We start from the raw sequence: 18,658 nt of genomic DNA, 5'->3' as shown, positions 1-18,658 counted from the left end.
AAAAAAACAAGAATACGATTGTTCTATAACAGTATCATCAATGAACATTGAAGCTCTTCTGATTATTCAATACTTGTCTTGACAGTACTTTACAGTGCCATCATACCAGCTATTTTCAGAGCATTTATGATATCAGCGGCCGTTGCTGTAGCCGGATCAAGCGATGCGGCTTGACGCACAACACCTGCACGGTTCTCAGATGCCAGATTATGTGCCCGAACCCATTTTGTTCCGTCCCACCATTCCGGTCCCGAATCACTTGCTGAAAGATTGAAAAACATGAATCCAACAGAAGGATTGCTCGGTCTTTGTGATGTGAAACCGGATCGAGCAATCTGTGTTTCCACCCATCCAGTATTGTCATTGCCTGATAGCTTTATCCATAAAGAACTCCCACCGATATTGCCAAGTTGTTGATAAGTGGAACCAATCGATGCTTTAATGATCCCTTCGGGAGAGGCATAGCCCGAGAAATTGACTCCAGTGAGGCCGATTGACTGAAAAGTAGGTGGATGGTTTTTAATTGGTAGCGCTGTTCCGGTAACTAAGCCTGTGCTCGTGTTGAGCTGAATAGAGCCATTTGCGATATCTATACGCTCAATTATATATTGAGGCCCCGTTGCGTGTTCGATCTCCAAGAAGTCGCCTACATTAAACTGAGAGACATTGGTCAAATTCGTTATGAACCTATCTCCTGCGGTAACATTGCCCGTATCGGTTAAAGAATGGGCTGTACCAAAGCCAGAACAAATATGGATAAGTGGACGTCCCAACGAAGGTAGCCGCTCGAATAATAATTTCCCGGTTACATGGGTGCCAACCTCCGGTATACCATTTACTCTGCTTAGCTGATCATTGTACGTCGGCGAATAGTAAGCGCTAGCGTTCTTTGCCTCATTCTCTAAGGACAAAACCTTGAACGATTTTAACGAAGTGTAACCACTCGGATTGCCAATTATAATGTGTACACTTTTAACCGCTGCCTTTATGGAAAAGTAAACAGGTGTTGACGCTGGAGTAGGTGTGCCCGTTAGGTAGCATCCACCATAATTTGTACTCCATGCAAACAATTGATTGTTGCTATCATAACCTGCTTGCGCATCAATTTGCCAGTCTGATTCCGAAGTAATGTTTACACCGTTTTCATCGTAACATTTGACACCGACTCGTCCGCCTCTACCTTCTATGCCGCTTCGTATAATCGCAAATTTTTTGCTAAGTGTCGTGTCTAATTTAACGGCGAAACCTGTGCGCAATAGCTCCACGTAAGCGCCGCCGTTTTTATTTAATACTTCTGCGCTGAAGCCGGAAGGGCTGATGGTGGATACCGTACTATTGTCGAAGAAAGCAAAAAGAATGTTAGGTATCATAATCTGGTCCGCACCTGCATATCTACTTACCTTTTCGGCTAAATTTCCACTATCAAACATAACGGTTCCAAACTGGACCTCTGTATACATATTCTGCACACTACGGTAAACATTCTGTTTGGTGTCGCTATTATCTTCAAAAGCATTCGCCTCTTTCGCCCGTTGCCGATCGTATGCATAAGCGGTTTCAATGATATTTCCTTTAGATGCACCATTTAAAATAAAAGCTGCAGCCGGTGTACTTGAGTTCTTTGAGGAATTCCCCTCGTTTCTACAATGAAAAATCCGACAATCGGAAGCATCGTCCATAATTGCTGCATACGAAAAACCTGGTCGGGATACCAGCCAATTCAGCTCAAAGGAAGGCGAGTAAAAAATGTTGTCGTTACCTGTTATTCTTGCGCCTATTCTTGTTTGGCCTTCAGCGAATCCACTTTCGGTGGAAAATCTTCCACCATAAAATTTATTTTCATTACACCAACCATTATTCCCGAAATCAAGATAGACGCCATATCTATTTGCATTAATTCGTTTTAAAAATAAACTATTATATGCAAAGCCCGCGGCATCGCCTACACATTCAACGCCTTTATAGAAACCATCACTGGTTGTAATCGTAATTATATTTGCAGCTTGGTTTAAAAGTCGAATCCCTGTATGATCAGGGTTTATCCAATTCCCTTCATCGCGAGGAACATTGGCAACGGATAAATTTAAAGTAGCATTCATGCTAGCCGTACCTGCATTGCCCACTACAATGGCCGGTCGATCTTTCGGTCCATGATAATTAATTCTGACCTGCATATCCACATTGATATTTGCCGGGATAAAGACAGTATCCATCGTTTTAAACAAATAACCTGCAGGGAAAACCAATGTTATATTAGGCCCTAAACTGGAAATATATCTGACGGCGAATACCGTATCGGCTGCCAATTGGATAGCATTCGTATCGTCCGTGTTATTGTCGCCAACAGCTCCGAACCACAAAACACTTATGCCGCCTGCAAAAATCCTTTTAAATACCTCTGTTCCAAACTCCTGTGTGGTTAATTCTCTGTAAATTATACCATCAGGTGTGATTCCGGAAGTACTCGAAACTTTTTTAAACTGAATTTCTTCGCCTGTAAAGTCGTCAAGCAAGTTCGAAAGCACATTGTTTGTTCTGTATACAGTGCCTTGAGTAGGATCGTAAGTTCCATCAAAGTATTGATTTGCGAAAACAGGAGCATTCATATCAGTTTATATTAATGGTGAAAAGAATTTGTTATTAAAAATAACAAACGAATTTTTTATCTCAAATTTTCTCTGATATAAATAAAAAATATGACTATAATTTTAAAAGAAACATCACTAAAATTTAATTATCTCGCAGCACGGTTCTATAGGATGAACCTAAAGACAGTTGTCATATCCCGACGGAACAGCAGAAAACCTCATCACATTTTGTGAATTGTTCAAGTAATATACTATTGTTTTTACTAAAAATATTAGTATACTAAGATTATTTTCTGTATCTTGGCCTCAAACCAAATCTATTACCGATGACCGAAATAAACTATCCCAAACCCGGGAAATTTATCGATCCTTTGAGTGACTTTGGATTCCGACATTACTTCGGCAGTGAGCCCAACAAAGAAATCCTGATTGAATTTCTGAATGATCTTTTTGAAGGGGAGAGACATATTGAAGAACTTGAATATGGCCCCAACGAGCATGACGGAGACGGCGAAGCAGATAAAAGGGTAATCTTCGATCTGCATTGCAGAGGAAGCAACGGCGAATACTTTATAATCGAAATGCAACGGATTCGGCAGGAGTATTTTAAGGACAGAGCGCTTTATTACACCTCACGTTTAATACAACGTCAGTTGCCGAAGGGGAAGGCTTTCAACAGCTACCAGCTTCCCAATGTTTTCCTGATTGCCTTTTTAGAATTTCGTATGGAAGAGAAGCAGCGAAGCCGCTACTTTCATGACATCGCCCTTTGCAATACGAGCACAGGCGAAATTTTTTACAAAAAGCTGGGCTTTAAATTCATTGAGTTGCCTAACTTTGTAAAACAAGGGGATGAACTGGAAAGCGAAAGGGATAAATGGTTCTATCTGCTTAAGCATATGAGCAATATGGACAAGGTCCCCAAGTTTTTGGATAAGCGGGTTTTTAAACTTATCTTTAAGATAGGAACAGTGTCAAAATTGAACAAGGAGGAACGTATGGCGTACGAAGCGAGCCTAAAGGCAAAATGGGATACCCAGAATGCCTTTGATTACGCAATAAAAGAAGCCGCAAAAGAAGCCGCAAAAGTGGCTACAAAAGCGGCTACAGAAAAAGAACGTGCAAAGGCAGGTCAAGAGAAGCTGGATTCAGCTAAATCTTTAAAAGAAACGGGACTTTTAAGCAATGAGCAAATTGCCAAAAGCCTGAAGCTGCCTTTGGAAGTAGTTGAAAAGCTATAGAGTATACAGCATAAGTTTAGAAGCCATGCACTTTTTTGTGCATGGCTTTTTTGTTCTCGTGCAATGGTAAGGTCGGCCTTATGAAATGAGCGTTAAAATGATTTAGGCTTGTGGTGGCTTAAGGAACATGTGAAGAAATTCCTCTCTATATTCTCAATAAAAACCAAACTCCAAATGCTCCTACAGAAAGTTGATCTTCTATTCACTTTCATATAATCCAGAACACAATTCGTGAAAATAGTTTCCTGTTTTCTGTGGTAATCGTAAAATTTGGAGAAAAATCGAATCAATGTACAAGTTAAGAAATATGATTGTTCTCACTTTTTCATTTTGATTTGTGAAATCAAAAAATCTTTTTCTAACTTTCCATAGTCAAACTAAAACATAAACAAACTAAACCAAAGTCAGAAAACTAAAATTAGCTATCAATAGTCGAAGGAATAACCCTTCAATAAGGAAAAAAGCGACCTCGAAATGTTCGGGTAGTAGAGGCTAAGTAACAGCAGAGCCGTTCAAAGAAGATTTTTTATTGTCTTGTTTGTTTTTATAGGCAATAAAGCTTGCTAAAGCAGGTCAAGTCGCGAGGTTATTCACAAGAGATCGAAATTAAAGGAGTTCATGAGCGCGTCGCAATGCTCCTTGGTTTTGTTTCTTTTGGCGGTCCAAAAGAAAAAAGACAAAGTCAAACTAAAACATTAAACAAGCTGAACCAACAAAATCAACCAATGGAATAGGAATGCAGCATTTCTATAACCTATAGAATCAGAACAAAAAACAATAATTGAAAATGTAATGGCTTCGTGTGAGACACGAACAACTAACAACCTAAAAATAGGCTCTGTGGATATGCGCGCCTAAGAACCAACAACTAACAACGAATAACTAAATATGTTCAAATCACCATTTTCATTTGAAGGGCGTATTCGCCGAACGGAATACGGATTAAGCTATCTAACTTTTTGTTTTTCGGCCTATGTGTTAGGAGCGATGTTTGAAGGAAGTGAGGGAGTTTCTATCGTGGCTGAAATTCTACTTATTATTCCCTTGCTTTGGTTCTTATGGGCCCAAGGGGCAAAACGCTGTCATGATGTGGGTAATAGCGGATGGTTTCAGCTCATACCGTTTTATATCCTTTGGCTAATCTTCGCTGCTGGGCGGAAGGGGAAAAACAAATATGGTAATGATCCTAAAGACAACGACGAGGAGGAAGACGTCCTACAATATGTAAAGCCAGAAATAGCGAATACTCCAGATGAAAATCATTTAAATACATAAGCGGCTATGCACGCTAGAGCGAATAACCAATAACTAATAACCAATAACCAAAACAGAAATACGGGAAACCGTAAAAAAGCGAAAATATTAATATTTAACTATGCCTAAAGTTTAACGAATAAAACAATAAGTCAATCACTAAATCAAACAGCATGGACTTCAAAGACGAAATTCAGCAATTTGCCAAGCGGGTAGATCGCTTGCTGCCACAGATCAAAACCGAAGAGGCTACCAAAACCTCGCTAATTATGCCTTTCTTACGGATACTCGGTTACGATGTATTCGATCCCTTCGAGGTACATCCCGAATTTGTAGCCGATATCGGCATTAAAAAAGGGGAGAAGGTAGATTACGCCATTCTCAAAGACGAAAAACCCGTCATCCTGATCGAATGCAAACACTATGCCGATGGTTTAGATCCGCACAACTCGCAGCTCTTCCGTTATTTTCACACCACGGAGGCCAAGTTCAGCCTGCTCACCAACGGGCTCGAGTACCGTTTCTATACCGATCTGGTAACGCCCAATAAAATGGACGAGAAACCCTTCTTCGAGTTCAAGATCACCGAAATGCGCGATAATGAAATTGCCGAACTCCGTAAATTCCATAAATCCATATTCGATCTCGAGAGCATCTCCAATACCGCCAGCGATCTCAAATTTTTCAATGAAATCAAGATTCTGATCAATGGCGAAATGTATAATCCAAAAGAAGAATTTGTCCGTTATTTCGCCAAACAGGTTTATCCCGGTTTAGTAACCGCCAAAGTGCTCGATCAGTTTACCGCCCTTACCAAAAGAGTTTTTGGCCAGATCGTGAACGATCAGATCAGCGAGCGCTTGAAGAGCGCCCTGAAGAAAGAAACCGAAACCGCCGAAGAAGCTACACCGACAACAACAGAGCCCGAATCACTGGTGATTACCACACAAGATGAGATTGACGGTTTCCTGATTGTGAAGTCTATCCTACGCAAAGAAGTAGAAGTTGGCCGCATTTATATGCGCGATACACAATCGTATTGCGGGGTGCTTTTGGACGATAATAACCGCAAACCCATATGCCGTTTCTATTTCACGGGCAACCGCTTACGCATCGGTTTATTTGGTCAGGATAAGAAGGAAACCAAGCATGATATCGCCCGCTTGGATGATATCTATAACTTCTCGGAAGAGATTGTACAGAGCATTGGGTATTATGAGAAGGAGAAGGTGGCTTAAGGCGGAATCAAAGGAAAAAGGAGTGTGTGGTTATCAAGTTAAAGAAGAAGCCGTGGAAAGGTTTAGGCAGAAGGGAAATTTTGATGTCCTAAGTACGAGATTTGTCCTATTTGAAAAAGATCCGATTATCTATGTTTATTACCAAGAGGAACAAAGCATGTGGGAATTTATAGGTATCCATAGTTTGGAGGAATCTGATTATAGAGTGGTTTCTATTGATGAGATACTAGAAATTGATTTGACAATATTGGAATTAGTTGGTTTAACGACAGATACTTATGCATGTAGGGAAAGTAAGGGTGCTAAATGGTGTATAGATATTTATAGCGCATGAACTAAGCTTCTTGTTGGAAAACAGATTGGCTTGGCCAATAAAAAATGCCCCGAAGATAGTCGAGGCTCTAAATGTTTTCACAACGGAATAATCCTTATTGTGATTTGCTTTCAAAAGCAAAGATATAATCTATTTTGAAAGATGCAATACGGGAAACCGTAATAGAAATAAAAATATTCACTTTAATATGCAAAAAAATAAAAAAAGGATATTTTACTTTATGTGTAGGTTTAGGTGCTGTTCGGAAGTATGAAATCCGATAAATTTGATTATCATGAATAAAAAACATATACTCGGCCTTGACCTAGGTACCACATCCATCGGCTTTGCCCATATCATAGAAGGAGATACGCCAGAACAATCTACCATTGTTCAAATCGGTGTTCGTGTCAATCCATTAACGACAGATGAACAGACCGATTTTGAAAAAGGAAAACCGATTACTATCAATGCCGATAGAACGCTCAAACGGGGGATGAGACGGAATCTCGACCGTTATCAACTGCGTAGGGAAAACTTAATTATGGTACTAAAAAGTACTAACATCCTCAGTGAAGATAGTGTGCTCGCCGAAGATGGGAAAAACACCACACACGAAACTTGGCGAGTAAGAGCTAGAGCTGTTTCTGGAAAAATAGAAAAAGATGAATTGGCCCGTGTGTTTTTGGCTATTAATAAAAAAAGAGGGTATAAAAGTAGTCGCAAGGCAAAAAATGAAGATGAAGGACAGGCGATTGATGGAATGGCTATTGCTAAAAGATTATATGAAGAGAACCTTACTCCCGGACAATTAGCCTATCAATTACTGCAGGAAGGGAAAAAATATATACCTGATTTTTACCGCTCTGATTTGCAAGCAGAATTTGATAAAGTGTGGAGCTTTCAGAAACAATTTTATCCGGAAATACTTACAGATGGATTTTATAGGAACCTACAAGGTAAAGGGCAAAGAGCAACGTCTACCGCATTTTGGAGTACCTATGGATTTAATACCGCCGAAAATAAAGGGAATCGGGAGGATAAAAAACTACAGGCCTATAAATGGCGAAGTGAAGCTATTTTTAAGCAATTAGCAAAGGAAGAAGTAGCTTATGTGATTACCGAAATTAATAACAACCTGAATAACTCAAGTGGTTATCTAGGCGCTATTTCTGATCGCAGTAAAGAGCTGTATTTTAACAAGGAGACAGTAGGGCAGTTTCTTTACAAACAACTCCAGCAAAATCCACATACTAAATTAAAGAATCAGGTATTTTACCGTCAGGATTATTTGGATGAGTTTGAAGCCATTTGGAATGAACAATCCAAATATCATACTGAGTTAACAAAAGAATTAAAAGAAGAGATCCGTGATATTATCATTTTCTATCAACGGAAATTAAAATCTCAAAAAGGATTGATGAGCTTTTGTGAATTCGAATCAGAAGAGAAAATTATCAATGGTAAAGAGAAAACGATTGGGTTAAAAGTAGCTTCTAAATCTTCACCCTTATTTCAGGAACTTAAGATATGGCAAGTTTTAAATAATGTTCAGGTTCGTAAGAAAGGAAGTAGAAGACGAGTGTCAAAGAGTGTTGATCAAGCAAATGACTTTGATGGCGATCAGGAGACTTTTGTCCTTGATTTAGATACGAAGCAAAAACTTTTTGAGGAACTGAATCTCAAAGGAAATCTCTCAGCCAACCAAATTATTGAAATTTTAGGGCATAAACCTGCTGACTGGGAATTGAACTATAGTACATTGGAAGGTAATCGTACTAACAGGGTATTGTATGAAGCATATTTGAAGATTTTGGATTTGGAGGGCTATGATGTAAAAAAACTGTTAAAGGTGAAGTTAAATAAGGATGAGGTAGAATTAGGGGATCTCAATGTGCCGACTTCGAAAATCAAAAATATGGTGAAATCTATTTTTGAAATATTGCAGATCAATACTGAAATTTTAGCGTTTAATGCCGAACTGGATGGCAAAGCTTTTGAAGCACAGGCAGCTTATCAGTTATGGCATTTGCTGTATTCGTATGAAGGAGATGATTCACAAAGCGGTAACGAAAAATTGTATGAGCTGTTGGGAAAGAAGTTTGGATTTAAAAGAGAACATGCGCAGATTTTAGCTAATATCGCCTTACCGGATGATTATGGGGATTTAAGTACTAAAGCAATGCGAAGGATCTATCCTTTTATCAAAGAACATAAATATGATAAGGCTTGTGGACTCGCTGGATATCGTCATTCAAAATGGTCTTTGACTTCAGAAGAGATAGCTAACAGACCTTTGAAAAATGCCTTAGCTTTAATCAAAAAGAATAGTTTGCGGAATCCGGTGGTAGAGAAAATTCTCAATCAATTGGTGAATTTGATCAATACCCTTATTGATAAGAATAGCAAAAAAGATGCGTACGGAAATATCATAGAATATTTCAAGTTTGACGAAATCCGTATCGAATTAGCTCGTGAGCTAAAGAAAAACGCCAAAGAAAGGGCTGAAATGACTACTAATATCAATGCATCAAAATTGGCTCATGAAAAGATTTTCAAAATCTTACAGACAGAATTTGGTGTTAAAAATCCAACGCGAAATGACATCATCCGTTATCGGTTGTATGAGGAGTTAAAAAACAACGGGTATAAAGACTTATATACCAATACGTACATTCCAAGAGAAATTTTATTTAGTAAACAAATCGACATCGATCATATTATTCCACAGGCGAAATTATTTGATGACAGCTTCTCCAATAAGACCATTGTCTTCCGTCATACTAACCTGGATAAAGGCAATAAAACAACTTATGACTACATCGATAGTAAATTTGGGAATGACAAATTAGAGGAGTTCATGGCGAGGATTGAATCATTGTATCAACTGGGAATTAAAAACAAAGAGGAGGGCATTTCCAAAGCTAAATATCAGAAGCTGTTAAAGAAAGAGTCTGGTATCGGCGATGGATTTATTGAAAGAGATTTAAGAGATAGTCAGTATATCGCCAAGAAGGCCAAAAATATGCTCTATGAGATTACCCGATCGGTGGTTTCCACTTCAGGTAGCATTACGGACAAGTTGCGTGAAGATTGGGGACTGGTTAATATCATGAAAGAATTGAATCTGCCTAAATATCGTACGCTGGGTTTAACGGAGATGGAAGAACGGAAGTTTAAGCAACAGGTGGAAGTCATTAAAGACTGGACAAAGCGGAACGACCATCGCCACCACGCTATGGATGCTTTAACCGTTGCGTTTACCAAACATAATTATATTCAGTATTTGAACTATTTGAACGCCAGAAAGAATGAAAAACATAAACAGCATGGTAATATCATCGCGATAGAGAAGAAAGAAACAGAGATTAGGTTAGATGATCAAGGAAATAAAAAGCGTGTGTTTAAACTGCCGATCCTAAATTTTAGAGAACAGGCAAAAGAACATTTGGAAAGTGTATTAGTTTCACATAAAGCCAAAAACAAGGTAATTACTAAAAACAAGAACAGAATCAGATCCAAAGATGGCGAAAAAGTGAAGATCGAGTTTACTCCGAGAGGGCAATTGCACAAGGAGACCATTTATGGTAAGTACCAATACTATGTAAATAAGGAAGAGAAAATCGGGACAAAATTTGATGAGGCGACTATCAATAAAGTAAGCAATTCTGTTTATAGGAAATTGCTTTTACAACGCCTTGAAGAAAATAATAATGATCCGAAAAAAGCTTTCGGAGGTAAGAATACGTTGAATAAAAATCCGATTTATCTGAATGATGAAAAATCTGAAACCTTACCAGAAACGGTTAAATTAACATGGCTGGAAGAAGATTATGCTGTCCGAAAGGATGTGACACCTGCGAATTTTAAGGATGTCAAAACGATTGAAAAAGTGCTGGATGCTAAAGTAAAACAGCTTTTACTCGATCGTTTGAATGAATTTGGCGGTGATCCAAAGAAAGCCTTTTCAGATCTCGATAAGAATCCAATTTGGTTTAACGAAGCAAAAGGTATCGCAATCAAACGAGTTAGGATTTCCGGAGTTAAAAACGCAGAGTTCTTGCATTACAAAAAGGACCATTTAGGCAATCATATCTTAGATAAAAATGGGAAAAAGATTCCTGTTGACTTTGTAAGTACGGGTAATAACCACCATGTGGCAATTTATCGAGACGAAAAGGGGAGTTTACAGGAACGGGTGGTTTCTTTGTTTGATGCGATACAATTGGTGAATGCCGGAGAACCTGTTATAGATAAACAGTATAACGGGGGCATAGGTTGGCAATTTCTGTTTACTATGAAGCAAAACGAATATTTTGTGTTTCCAAATGAAAGGGTTGGTTTTAGCCCCAAAGATATCGATTTGTTGAATCCGAAAAATAAAAAAGTAATAAGTCCGAATCTATTTAGGGTGCAGAAGATCGCAACTAAAAATTACATGTTTAGACACCATTTGGAGACAAATGTAGAGGATAGAAAGGAATTGAAAAACATAGCATTTATACATGTTCGCAGTTGTAATCTTTTGAAAGATATTGTTAAAATCCGCATGAACCACTTGGGAGATATCATAAATGTTGGAGAGTATTAGAGATTCAGAACCGATATGTATCCGTTGGGGGAGGTTTAGTGGAGGTATAGTATTTACAGATCGTAATCGGGAGAATTAGTAACCTATGAACGAGATAATTATATATCAGGACGATAATAGCGATGTCCAAGTAGAAGTTCAGTTTGAAAACGAAACTTTTTGGTTATCTCTAAATCAGATAGCGACTCTATTTGAAAGAGATAAATCAGTTATTTCAAGGCACTTAAATAATATCTACAAAGAAGGAGAGCTCGACGCGGACTCAACTATTGCAAAAAATGCAACAGTTCAGCATGAAGGAAGTCGAAAAGTAACGAGAGCAATCGAATACTATAATCTTGATGCCATCCTTTCCGTGGGTTATCGAGTAAACTCGAAACGCGGCGCCCAATTCCGTCAGTGGACCACCCAGCGCCTCAAAGATTTCTTGGTAAAAGGCTACACCATCAACCAGAAACGCCTGGACGAGCTGCAACAAACCGTTCAGCTTATCCAAAAATCCATCAGCGAAGATACTGATTTAACACAACTCATAAACAGCCGGTAATATGATTAAGCGTACCCTCATGTTTTCCAACCCAGCTTATCTGAGCCACAAGAATAGCCAATTGGTGATTTCCTTTCCAGATGAGGAAAGAGATGATCGGACAGTTCCTATTGAGGACATCGGTGTAGTGGTTTTGGAAAATCAACAGATTACTATTTCGCATGGCTGTATTGCGGCACTTGTACAAAATAATGTCGCGTTGGTTTCTTGTGATTCAAGTCACATGCCCACTGGCTTAATTTTACCATTAGACGGTGGAAATACACAGGCAGAACGATTCCGGTATCAGATCGAGGCATCTGTACCTTTAAAGAAACAACTTTGGCAGCAGACTATACAACAGAAAATATATAATCAGGCACGTGTGCTGCAAATGATTGGTATAGATGCTGCGAATATGTTTCGTTGGTCAAAGTGTGTTAAATCGGGTGATCCGGATAATTATGAGGGACGGGCTGCGGCATATTATTGGCAGAATATATTCAGCCATTATCTCAACTTCAATAGGGGTCGCACAGGCGAACCACCGAACAATTTGTTGAATTATGGATACGCCATACTCCGTGCCATCACGGCTCGAAGTTTAGTTTCCTCTGGTCTGTTGCCTACCTTGGGAATATTTCATCGTAATAAATATAATGCCTATTGCTTAGCAGATGATATTATGGAACCTTATCGTCCATTTGTAGATCTTATCGTTTATGATATTGTTGCTGAGGGCGTTGGTTTGAGCGAATTGAATACCACACTCAAAACAAGATTGTTGCAATTGCCACAAGTGGATGTATCTTTCGATGATATGACCAGTCCGTTGTTGGTAGGGATGTCTCGGACGACGGCATCATTGGCCCGTTGTTTTGAAGGAGCATCTCGTAAAATTAATTATCCAACTATGAGTTTGTGAAATTGTTGTGACCCGCTTAAATCAATATCGTATTTTGTGGATTCTCGTCTTTTTTGATTTGCCTACCGAAACAAAGAAAGAGCGTGCGGCTCATGCGCGCTTCCGTAAAGATATTATGCAGGATGGTTTCACCATGTTTCAGTTTTCAATCTATTTACGGCATTGTAATAGTCGAGAAAATGCCGATGTTCATATCAAACGGGTAAAACGCCTACTGCCTGAAAAAGGACACGTCGGAATATTGACTATTACGGACAAGCAATTCGGTGATATCGAATTGTTTATTGGTAAAGAAATGGGGAAACGGCCCGATACACCCCAACAATTAGAGATGTTTTAAGAATTTTGGAGGTTCTCTTTTTGTGAACTTATTTCGTATATGCACAGTGTTATACGCGAGTACATTGAATGAAAACAAGTAATAAAAGTTTTCCACATGGTTGAGTTTGTAACAAAAAGTCTGGCTATGAAGGTCTGTTAGAATAGTTGAAACTAATAATTTATAAAAAATCCAAGCTGTAAAGGCTTGGATTTTTTATTTCTAATTTTTGAGTCAATCTACTGATTTTCATTTAGATGCTTGATGATATGCTGTGTCTAATATCAGTAAATCAAAGAATGAAAGCAAATCACAACGTACCAGTCAGATGGATACTTCTTATTCCGGCTGTGTCTAATATCAGTAAATCAAAGAATGAAAGCAAATCACAACGTTTGATACTGATATTCAGCAGGAATTTTTGCTGTGTCTAATATCAGTAAATCAAAGAATGAAAGCAAATCACAACATACCTCTAATTATCTTCAACGGGTAATTCGCTGTGTCTAATATCAGTAAATCAAAGAATGAAAGCAAATCACAACCGATCACTTCTCAGTTGATAATCACATATAGCTGTGTCTAATATCAGTAAATCAAAGAATGAAAGCAAATCACAACGGTAGATTCTTGTACATGTATTTTATTTTCGCTGTGTCTAATATCAGTAAATCAAAGAATGAAAGCAAATCACAACTAGATCAAACATTTCTTGATAGCTGGTCAGGCTGTGTCTAATATCAGTAAATCAAAGAATGAAAGCAAATCACAACTTGCAGGGCTAAGCAAACAAAGTCAGGGTTGCTGTGTCTAATATCAGTAAATCAAAGAATGAAAGCAAATCACAACTATCGGTCGGGTTGGGTCAATCCTATCTGAGCTGTGTCTAATATCAGTAAATCAAAGAATGAAAGCAAATCACAACTCCCATAAACGTAGCCTACAGCGTTATCCCGCTGTGTCTAATATCAGTAAATCAAAGAATGAAAGCAAATCACAACTATCGTTGTTATTTTGAAGGTTTCTTTTCGGCTGTGTCTAATATCAGTAAATCAAAGAATGAAAGCAAATCACAACGGAGTGGATATCTTATAAGAGGGATTGAAAGCTGTGTCTAATATCAGTAAATCAAAGAATGAAAGCAAATCACAACGTACCGCCGTTACGGAATGCTGCACCCTGTGCTGTGTCTAATATCAGTAAATCAAAGAATGAAAGCAAATCACAACTATTTGCTTTGACGAACAGATGCCGGTTTCGCTGTGTCTAATATCAGTAAATCAAAGAATGAAAGCAAATCACAACTATACAGATGTTGCTATGATAGCAAGTTTAGCTGTGTCTAATATCAGTAAATCAAAGAATGAAAGCAAATCACAACTATTACTACAAAACGCCTTACGATTGGCTGGCTGTGTCTAATATCAGTAAATCAAAGAATGAAAGCAAATCACAACACCCGGCCCGCTTCATCTTCCCGCCCTCGCGCTGTGTCTAATATCAGTAAATCAAAGAATGAAAGCAAATCACAACAAACCAAACGGCAAGCCTCTGGAAAGCTGGGCTGTGTCTAATATCAGTAAATCAAAGAATGAAAGCAAATCACAACGCGCGGCTGTCCTTCATTTCGAGCGGCCCGGCTGTGTCTAATATCAGTAAATCAAAGAATGAAAGCAAATCACAACTAAAACTTGCCTTTAGTTGCTTAGAGTTGCGCTGTGTCTAATATCAGTAAATCAAAGAATGAAAGCAAATCACAACGCTAAGCACTAAGCAGACTATTGCTGTGTAGCTGTGTCTAATATCAGTAAATCAAAGAATGAAAGCAAATCACAACTATGCCCTCCACTGCAATAGAGTTTGATTCGCTGTGTCTAATATCAGTAAATCAAAGAATGAAAGCAAATCACAACTCTTAGACAAGTCAGTGTAAGCCAAGTTGTGCTGTGTCTAATATCAGTAAATCAAAGAATGAAAGCAAATCACAACTAGCGGATCGCGCGACAAGTGCGTTATCGGGCTGTGTCTAATATCAGTAAATCAAAGAATGAAAGCAAATCACAACGACGTATCCGATTTCGAAGAACTGCGGGACGCTGTGTCTAATATCAGTAAATCAAAGAATGAAAGCAAATCACAACGGATACCATGCGTGAACTCCTGCCCGAAGAGCTGTGTCTAATATCAGTAAATCAAAGAATGAAAGCAAATCACAACTCAGCTTATATGTGTTTAAAAGCCTATGACGCTGTGTCTAATATCAGTAAATCAAAGAATGAAAGCAAATCACAACGACGAGATAGCCTTCGCTCTGCAACTGGTGGCTGTGTCTAATATCAGTAAATCAAAGAATGAAAGCAAATCACAACATACGATCATACAGCCTGTAAATCCAGAACGCTGTGTCTAATATCAGTAAATCAAAGAATGAAAGCAAATCACAACTGTATGGGATAAACTCCGTACAGGAATAAAGCTGTGTCTAATATCAGTAAATCAAAGAATGAAAGCAAATCACAACATTAAAACCAAACTTACCCGCTAGCTTCTCGCTGTGTCTAATATCAGTAAATCAAAGAATGAAAGCAAATCACAACAAGATGCCATTTGCAAAGGCATAGAAACTGGCTGTGTCTAATATCAGTAAATCAAAGAATGAAAGCAAATCACAACGAGGTTGCCTCGATTAATAGGTGCTATATCGCTGTGTCTAATATCAGTAAATCAAAGAATGAAAGCAAATCACAACGTCAACTTATTCAATTAAAGACGTGGCCAAGCTGTGTCTAATATCAGTAAATCAAAGAATGAAAGCAAATCACAACATATATTTTAACGGATTTAGATAGGTCTGAGCTGTGTCTAATATCAGTAAATCAAAGAATGAAAGCAAATCACAACAGGTAGGAGATCCTATAAATCTAGGGGAAAGCTGTGTCTAATATCAGTAAATCAAAGAATGAAAGCAAATCACAACGGAATATGTAGTTGAAAAAATAGCTGAGGCGCTGTGTCTAATATCAGTAAATCAAAGAATGAAAGCAAATCACAACTAACTACCTAAACAAACTAGTGGAGTGAGGCTGTGTCTAATATCAGTAAATCAAAGAATGAAAGCAAATCACAACTTGCTTGGCGAAGTCAACTTATCAACTTGGGCTGTGTCTAATATCAGTAAATCAAAGAATGAAAGCAAATCACAACTTGAATATCATAGCATTATCAACAAAATCCGCTGTGTCTAATATCAGTAAATCAAAGAATGAAAGCAAATCACAACTCCAGCATAGCTGGCCAACGCGGATATATCGCTGTGTCTAATATCAGTAAATCAAAGAATGAAAGCAAATCACAACAAATGGGTATCGATTATCTTCATATGATGAGCTGTGTCTAATATCGGTAAATCAAAGAATGAAAGCAAATCACAACGGTGTTAAAAGGAGTTATAAAGAGGCTTATGCTGTGTCTAATATCAGTAAATCAAAGAATGAAAGCAAATCACAACTGGATTATTTAACAAATTAGCTAGACTGGAGCTGTGTCTAATATCAGTAAATCAAAGAATGAAAGCAAATCACAACCCTGCAGCTCCTTATTCGGCTTTAGGTGATGCTGTGTCTAATATCAGTAAATCAAAGAATGAAAGCAAATCACAACTGACACCTATCGGTGGACAGGCAAATGAACGCTGTGTCTAATATCAGTAAATCAAAGAATGAAAGCAAATCACAACTTTTTTCCATGGTGATGAAGCATGGTTGTAGCTGTGTCTAATATCAGTAAATCAAAGAATGAAAGCAAATCACAACTAGTAGCATGAGGCTTGCGAACGGTAGTAGGCTGTGTCTAATATCAGTAAATCAAAGAATGAAAGCAAATCACAACTGTACCTTTTTAGGATACTTGCTAACTATAGCTGTGTCTAATATCAGTAAATCAAAGAAGCGACGTAGGAGCTCTCGAGCGTCTTTAAAACTACAGTTAACGAGTAATGAAAGCGAATCACAACAGTTGTAGATATTACCTTTTATCATCTTCTTATTGCGTCTGACAGTATGATTTAAAATCGGAAGACAACCCCTCTTTGAATGTAGAGAATAGCCGTCGTGAAAACGCCGCATAATCTAACGGGTTAGTGGAAAAACCATGATTGGTCAACAACTTGTTGACTAATTCAATGAGGCTTTTTGATAAACCAACCGACTCCGATCTTCCTTTCGTTCTAAAACTGGTTCTTTATTTTGTTTCCTGCACAAAATAGCTAAACTAGTTTGAATGTCTTTTGCGGTAAATGCCGCCCCTAAATTTTCTTGCAGCAAGAGGTAGATCGTCAAAGCAAATTTTAGCTCGTCGAAATACCCTTCCTTTATTAACTTCAATAGATAGTTGGTTACAGCCTCATTTTCTTTACTCCGTTCTCCTTTTGTCTCCTTCTTTTTCCAAATAAAATCCTTGGTTGATTTATCTTTATACTCAACCGTAAATCGATAGGTGATGGTTTTGTATTGCTCGGTGTCGTGGATCTTTTTGCTTCCTGTGATGGAAACTTGCTCGTCAGGTTGGATATTATTCGGAATAATCTCGCGGATAGTAGAGTCCAATATAGCCGGGAGTAAATCCAGCTGTTCGGTTTTAAATTTGTTTTTATCGGTGGGATCCAAAAGATCAAAGAAATAAGCGTCTTTCTTCCCTAGCAAAAATGAAACTTCAGAAGGAGTAAGCCCAATTTCTGTACTTCTTTCAAAAACAAAACGCGCTATCTCGAAATCCATGCGAGACATAATTACTAAGCTACACCCACCATTCCTTTGCTTTGGATTGTTTTCTGTTTTTGCCACGGCTTGATAAAAGAGATTAAGGTTACCCAAACATAACAATTTAGTGTCAACCAAAAAAGGACACCTGTAAAATGTGCTAGCTAAATTGACTTAAGGATTTGGCAAATCATTATATGTGGCAGCTAGCATGGATACCAGTTGTCGTTCTTTGATGTTCGGATCAACACCACATTTCTGATTTATAAGTAGATACCCACTTACTTCTTCGTATTCGAAATGTTGGAATAGACCGGTACCGATTTTCTTAGATACAAACTCCCGATAGATTTTAAAGCGTTGAGTGTTAGAATATCCCTCCATCTTCCTTGAATTTTTATCGTAGGTGCGCGAGCCTACAAAACCAAATGAAGCCGTAGGATATTCTCCAAGTAATAAAGGAACACATTTCAGGCAGGTGACCAGCAAATTACCAACATCACCTCTGTTAGTAATAAGGTAATATTTGAAATCACTCTTTCGGTGCATTTTTGCATAAAACTTAATGGCAAAAAAATCACCTTCATGATAATCAGCAGTAAGTACATATTGCAGATCGGTTACAGGAGAATAAAATTTGTATAAGAATGAAAAAAGATGGGCTGAACCATCTTTAATTCTTCTTTTCTGTATGAATTGTAACTCGTAGCCCGGATAGTCAAATATCAAGGTATTAATAGTTTAGGTTTTTCTTGGCTGTTTTGCTTAGACGTTTCTTTTACATGGACGACCTTCCCCTCGATTTCACAAGCGTTTAATCGTACGGGCTTTACATCCTTAAGTGGAGTCCAATTCAATCGATCTCCTTTTGCTCTTAATTTTGCTGAAACAAGTTGCATGGCCATA

At 38.2% G+C, this 18,658-nt stretch carries 11 protein-coding genes and 1 CRISPR repeat array; of the genes, 8 read left to right on the top strand and 3 right to left on the bottom strand.

Going from position 1 to position 18,658, the window contains the following annotated elements; translation table 11 throughout:
- Window positions 1–89: 89 nt before the first annotated feature.
- Window positions 90–2,606, bottom strand: a complete 2,517-nt coding sequence (locus tag RYH73_RS08060) for a hypothetical protein (RefSeq protein ID WP_335312905.1) — start codon at window positions 2,604–2,606, stop codon at window positions 90–92.
- Between the two features lie 308 nt (window positions 2,607–2,914).
- Between RYH73_RS08060 and RYH73_RS08055 the strand changes: the two genes are divergently transcribed.
- The 8 genes from RYH73_RS08055 to cas2 all read left to right on the top strand — a co-directional run bounded on the left by RYH73_RS08055 (window position 2,915) and on the right by cas2 (window position 13,016).
- On the top strand, window positions 2,915–3,829 hold the full coding sequence (locus RYH73_RS08055; protein ID WP_335312904.1) for an Rpn family recombination-promoting nuclease/putative transposase: 915 nt from the start codon (window positions 2,915–2,917) through the stop codon (window positions 3,827–3,829).
- Between the two features lie 888 nt (window positions 3,830–4,717).
- Window positions 4,718–5,104 (top strand): DUF805 domain-containing protein, encoded by a 387-nt coding sequence (locus tag RYH73_RS08050; protein ID WP_335312903.1) that lies wholly within the window; start codon window positions 4,718–4,720, stop codon window positions 5,102–5,104.
- A 152-nt stretch (window positions 5,105–5,256) separates the two neighbouring features.
- Window positions 5,257–6,321 (top strand): type I restriction endonuclease, encoded by a 1,065-nt coding sequence (locus tag RYH73_RS08045; RefSeq protein ID WP_335312902.1) that lies wholly within the window; start codon window positions 5,257–5,259, stop codon window positions 6,319–6,321.
- Window positions 6,299–6,655 carry a hypothetical protein gene (locus RYH73_RS08040; RefSeq protein WP_335312901.1) on the top strand — a complete coding sequence of 119 codons (357 nt, stop codon included), beginning with the start codon at window positions 6,299–6,301 and terminating at the stop codon, window positions 6,653–6,655. The genes RYH73_RS08045 and RYH73_RS08040 overlap by 23 nt, the downstream gene beginning before the upstream one ends.
- A 274-nt stretch (window positions 6,656–6,929) precedes the next feature.
- Window positions 6,930–11,225, top strand: a complete 4,296-nt coding sequence (gene cas9, locus RYH73_RS08035; protein WP_335312900.1) for a type II CRISPR RNA-guided endonuclease Cas9 — start codon at window positions 6,930–6,932, stop codon at window positions 11,223–11,225.
- Window positions 11,226–11,310: 85 nt separating this feature from the next.
- Complete coding sequence (locus tag RYH73_RS08030) at window positions 11,311–11,772, top strand: virulence RhuM family protein (RefSeq protein ID WP_335312899.1); 462 nt, start codon at window positions 11,311–11,313, stop codon at window positions 11,770–11,772.
- Window position 11,773: 1 nt separating this feature from the next.
- Window positions 11,774–12,676: a type II CRISPR-associated endonuclease Cas1 gene (cas1, locus tag RYH73_RS08025; RefSeq protein ID WP_335312898.1), complete on the top strand. Its 903-nt coding sequence runs from the start codon at window positions 11,774–11,776 to the stop codon at window positions 12,674–12,676.
- A 7-nt stretch (window positions 12,677–12,683) separates the two neighbouring features.
- Window positions 12,684–13,016, top strand: coding sequence for a CRISPR-associated endonuclease Cas2 (gene cas2, locus RYH73_RS08020; RefSeq protein ID WP_335312897.1), 333 nt, complete (start codon window positions 12,684–12,686; stop codon window positions 13,014–13,016).
- A 250-nt stretch (window positions 13,017–13,266) separates the two neighbouring features.
- A CRISPR array of direct repeats spans window positions 13,267–16,883; the repeat unit is 46 nt; unit sequence GCTGTGTCTAATATCAGTAAATCAAAGAATGAAAGCAAATCACAAC.
- Between the two features lie 284 nt (window positions 16,884–17,167).
- Here the strand turns inward: cas2 and RYH73_RS08010 are convergent.
- Window positions 17,168–17,770 (bottom strand): hypothetical protein, encoded by a 603-nt coding sequence (locus RYH73_RS08010; RefSeq protein WP_335312895.1) that lies wholly within the window; start codon window positions 17,768–17,770, stop codon window positions 17,168–17,170.
- A 156-nt stretch (window positions 17,771–17,926) separates the two neighbouring features.
- Window positions 17,927–18,481, bottom strand: a complete 555-nt coding sequence (locus RYH73_RS08005; RefSeq protein ID WP_309012430.1) for a hypothetical protein — start codon at window positions 18,479–18,481, stop codon at window positions 17,927–17,929.
- Window positions 18,482–18,658: the final 177 nt, after the last annotated feature.

This window comes from Olivibacter sp. CPCC 100613, from assembly GCF_036959255.1.
Taxonomy (GTDB): domain Bacteria; phylum Bacteroidota; class Bacteroidia; order Sphingobacteriales; family Sphingobacteriaceae; genus Olivibacter.
Note: the sequence above shows the minus strand (reverse complement) of the source record. Positions and strands in the feature narration are given on the sequence as shown.

Bases quoted from the DNA above. Each gene is read 5' to 3' on its own strand.
- RYH73_RS08055 (WP_335312904.1), top strand. From the start codon at position 2,915: ATGACCGAAATAAACTATCCCAAACCCGGGAAATTTATCGATCCTTTG.
- RYH73_RS08010 (WP_335312895.1), bottom strand. From the start codon at position 17,770: ATGGATTTCGAGATAGCGCGTTTTGTTTTTGAAAGAAGTACAGAAATT.
- cas9 (WP_335312900.1), top strand. From the start codon at position 6,930: ATGAATAAAAAACATATACTCGGCCTTGACCTAGGTACCACATCCATC.
- RYH73_RS08050 (WP_335312903.1), top strand. From the start codon at position 4,718: ATGTTCAAATCACCATTTTCATTTGAAGGGCGTATTCGCCGAACGGAA.
- cas1 (WP_335312898.1), top strand. From the start codon at position 11,774: ATGATTAAGCGTACCCTCATGTTTTCCAACCCAGCTTATCTGAGCCAC.
- RYH73_RS08060 (WP_335312905.1), bottom strand. From the start codon at position 2,606: ATGAATGCTCCTGTTTTCGCAAATCAATACTTTGATGGAACTTACGAT.
- RYH73_RS08040 (WP_335312901.1), top strand. From the start codon at position 6,299: ATGAGAAGGAGAAGGTGGCTTAAGGCGGAATCAAAGGAAAAAGGAGTG.
- RYH73_RS08045 (WP_335312902.1), top strand. From the start codon at position 5,257: ATGGACTTCAAAGACGAAATTCAGCAATTTGCCAAGCGGGTAGATCGC.
- RYH73_RS08030 (WP_335312899.1), top strand. From the start codon at position 11,311: ATGAACGAGATAATTATATATCAGGACGATAATAGCGATGTCCAAGTA.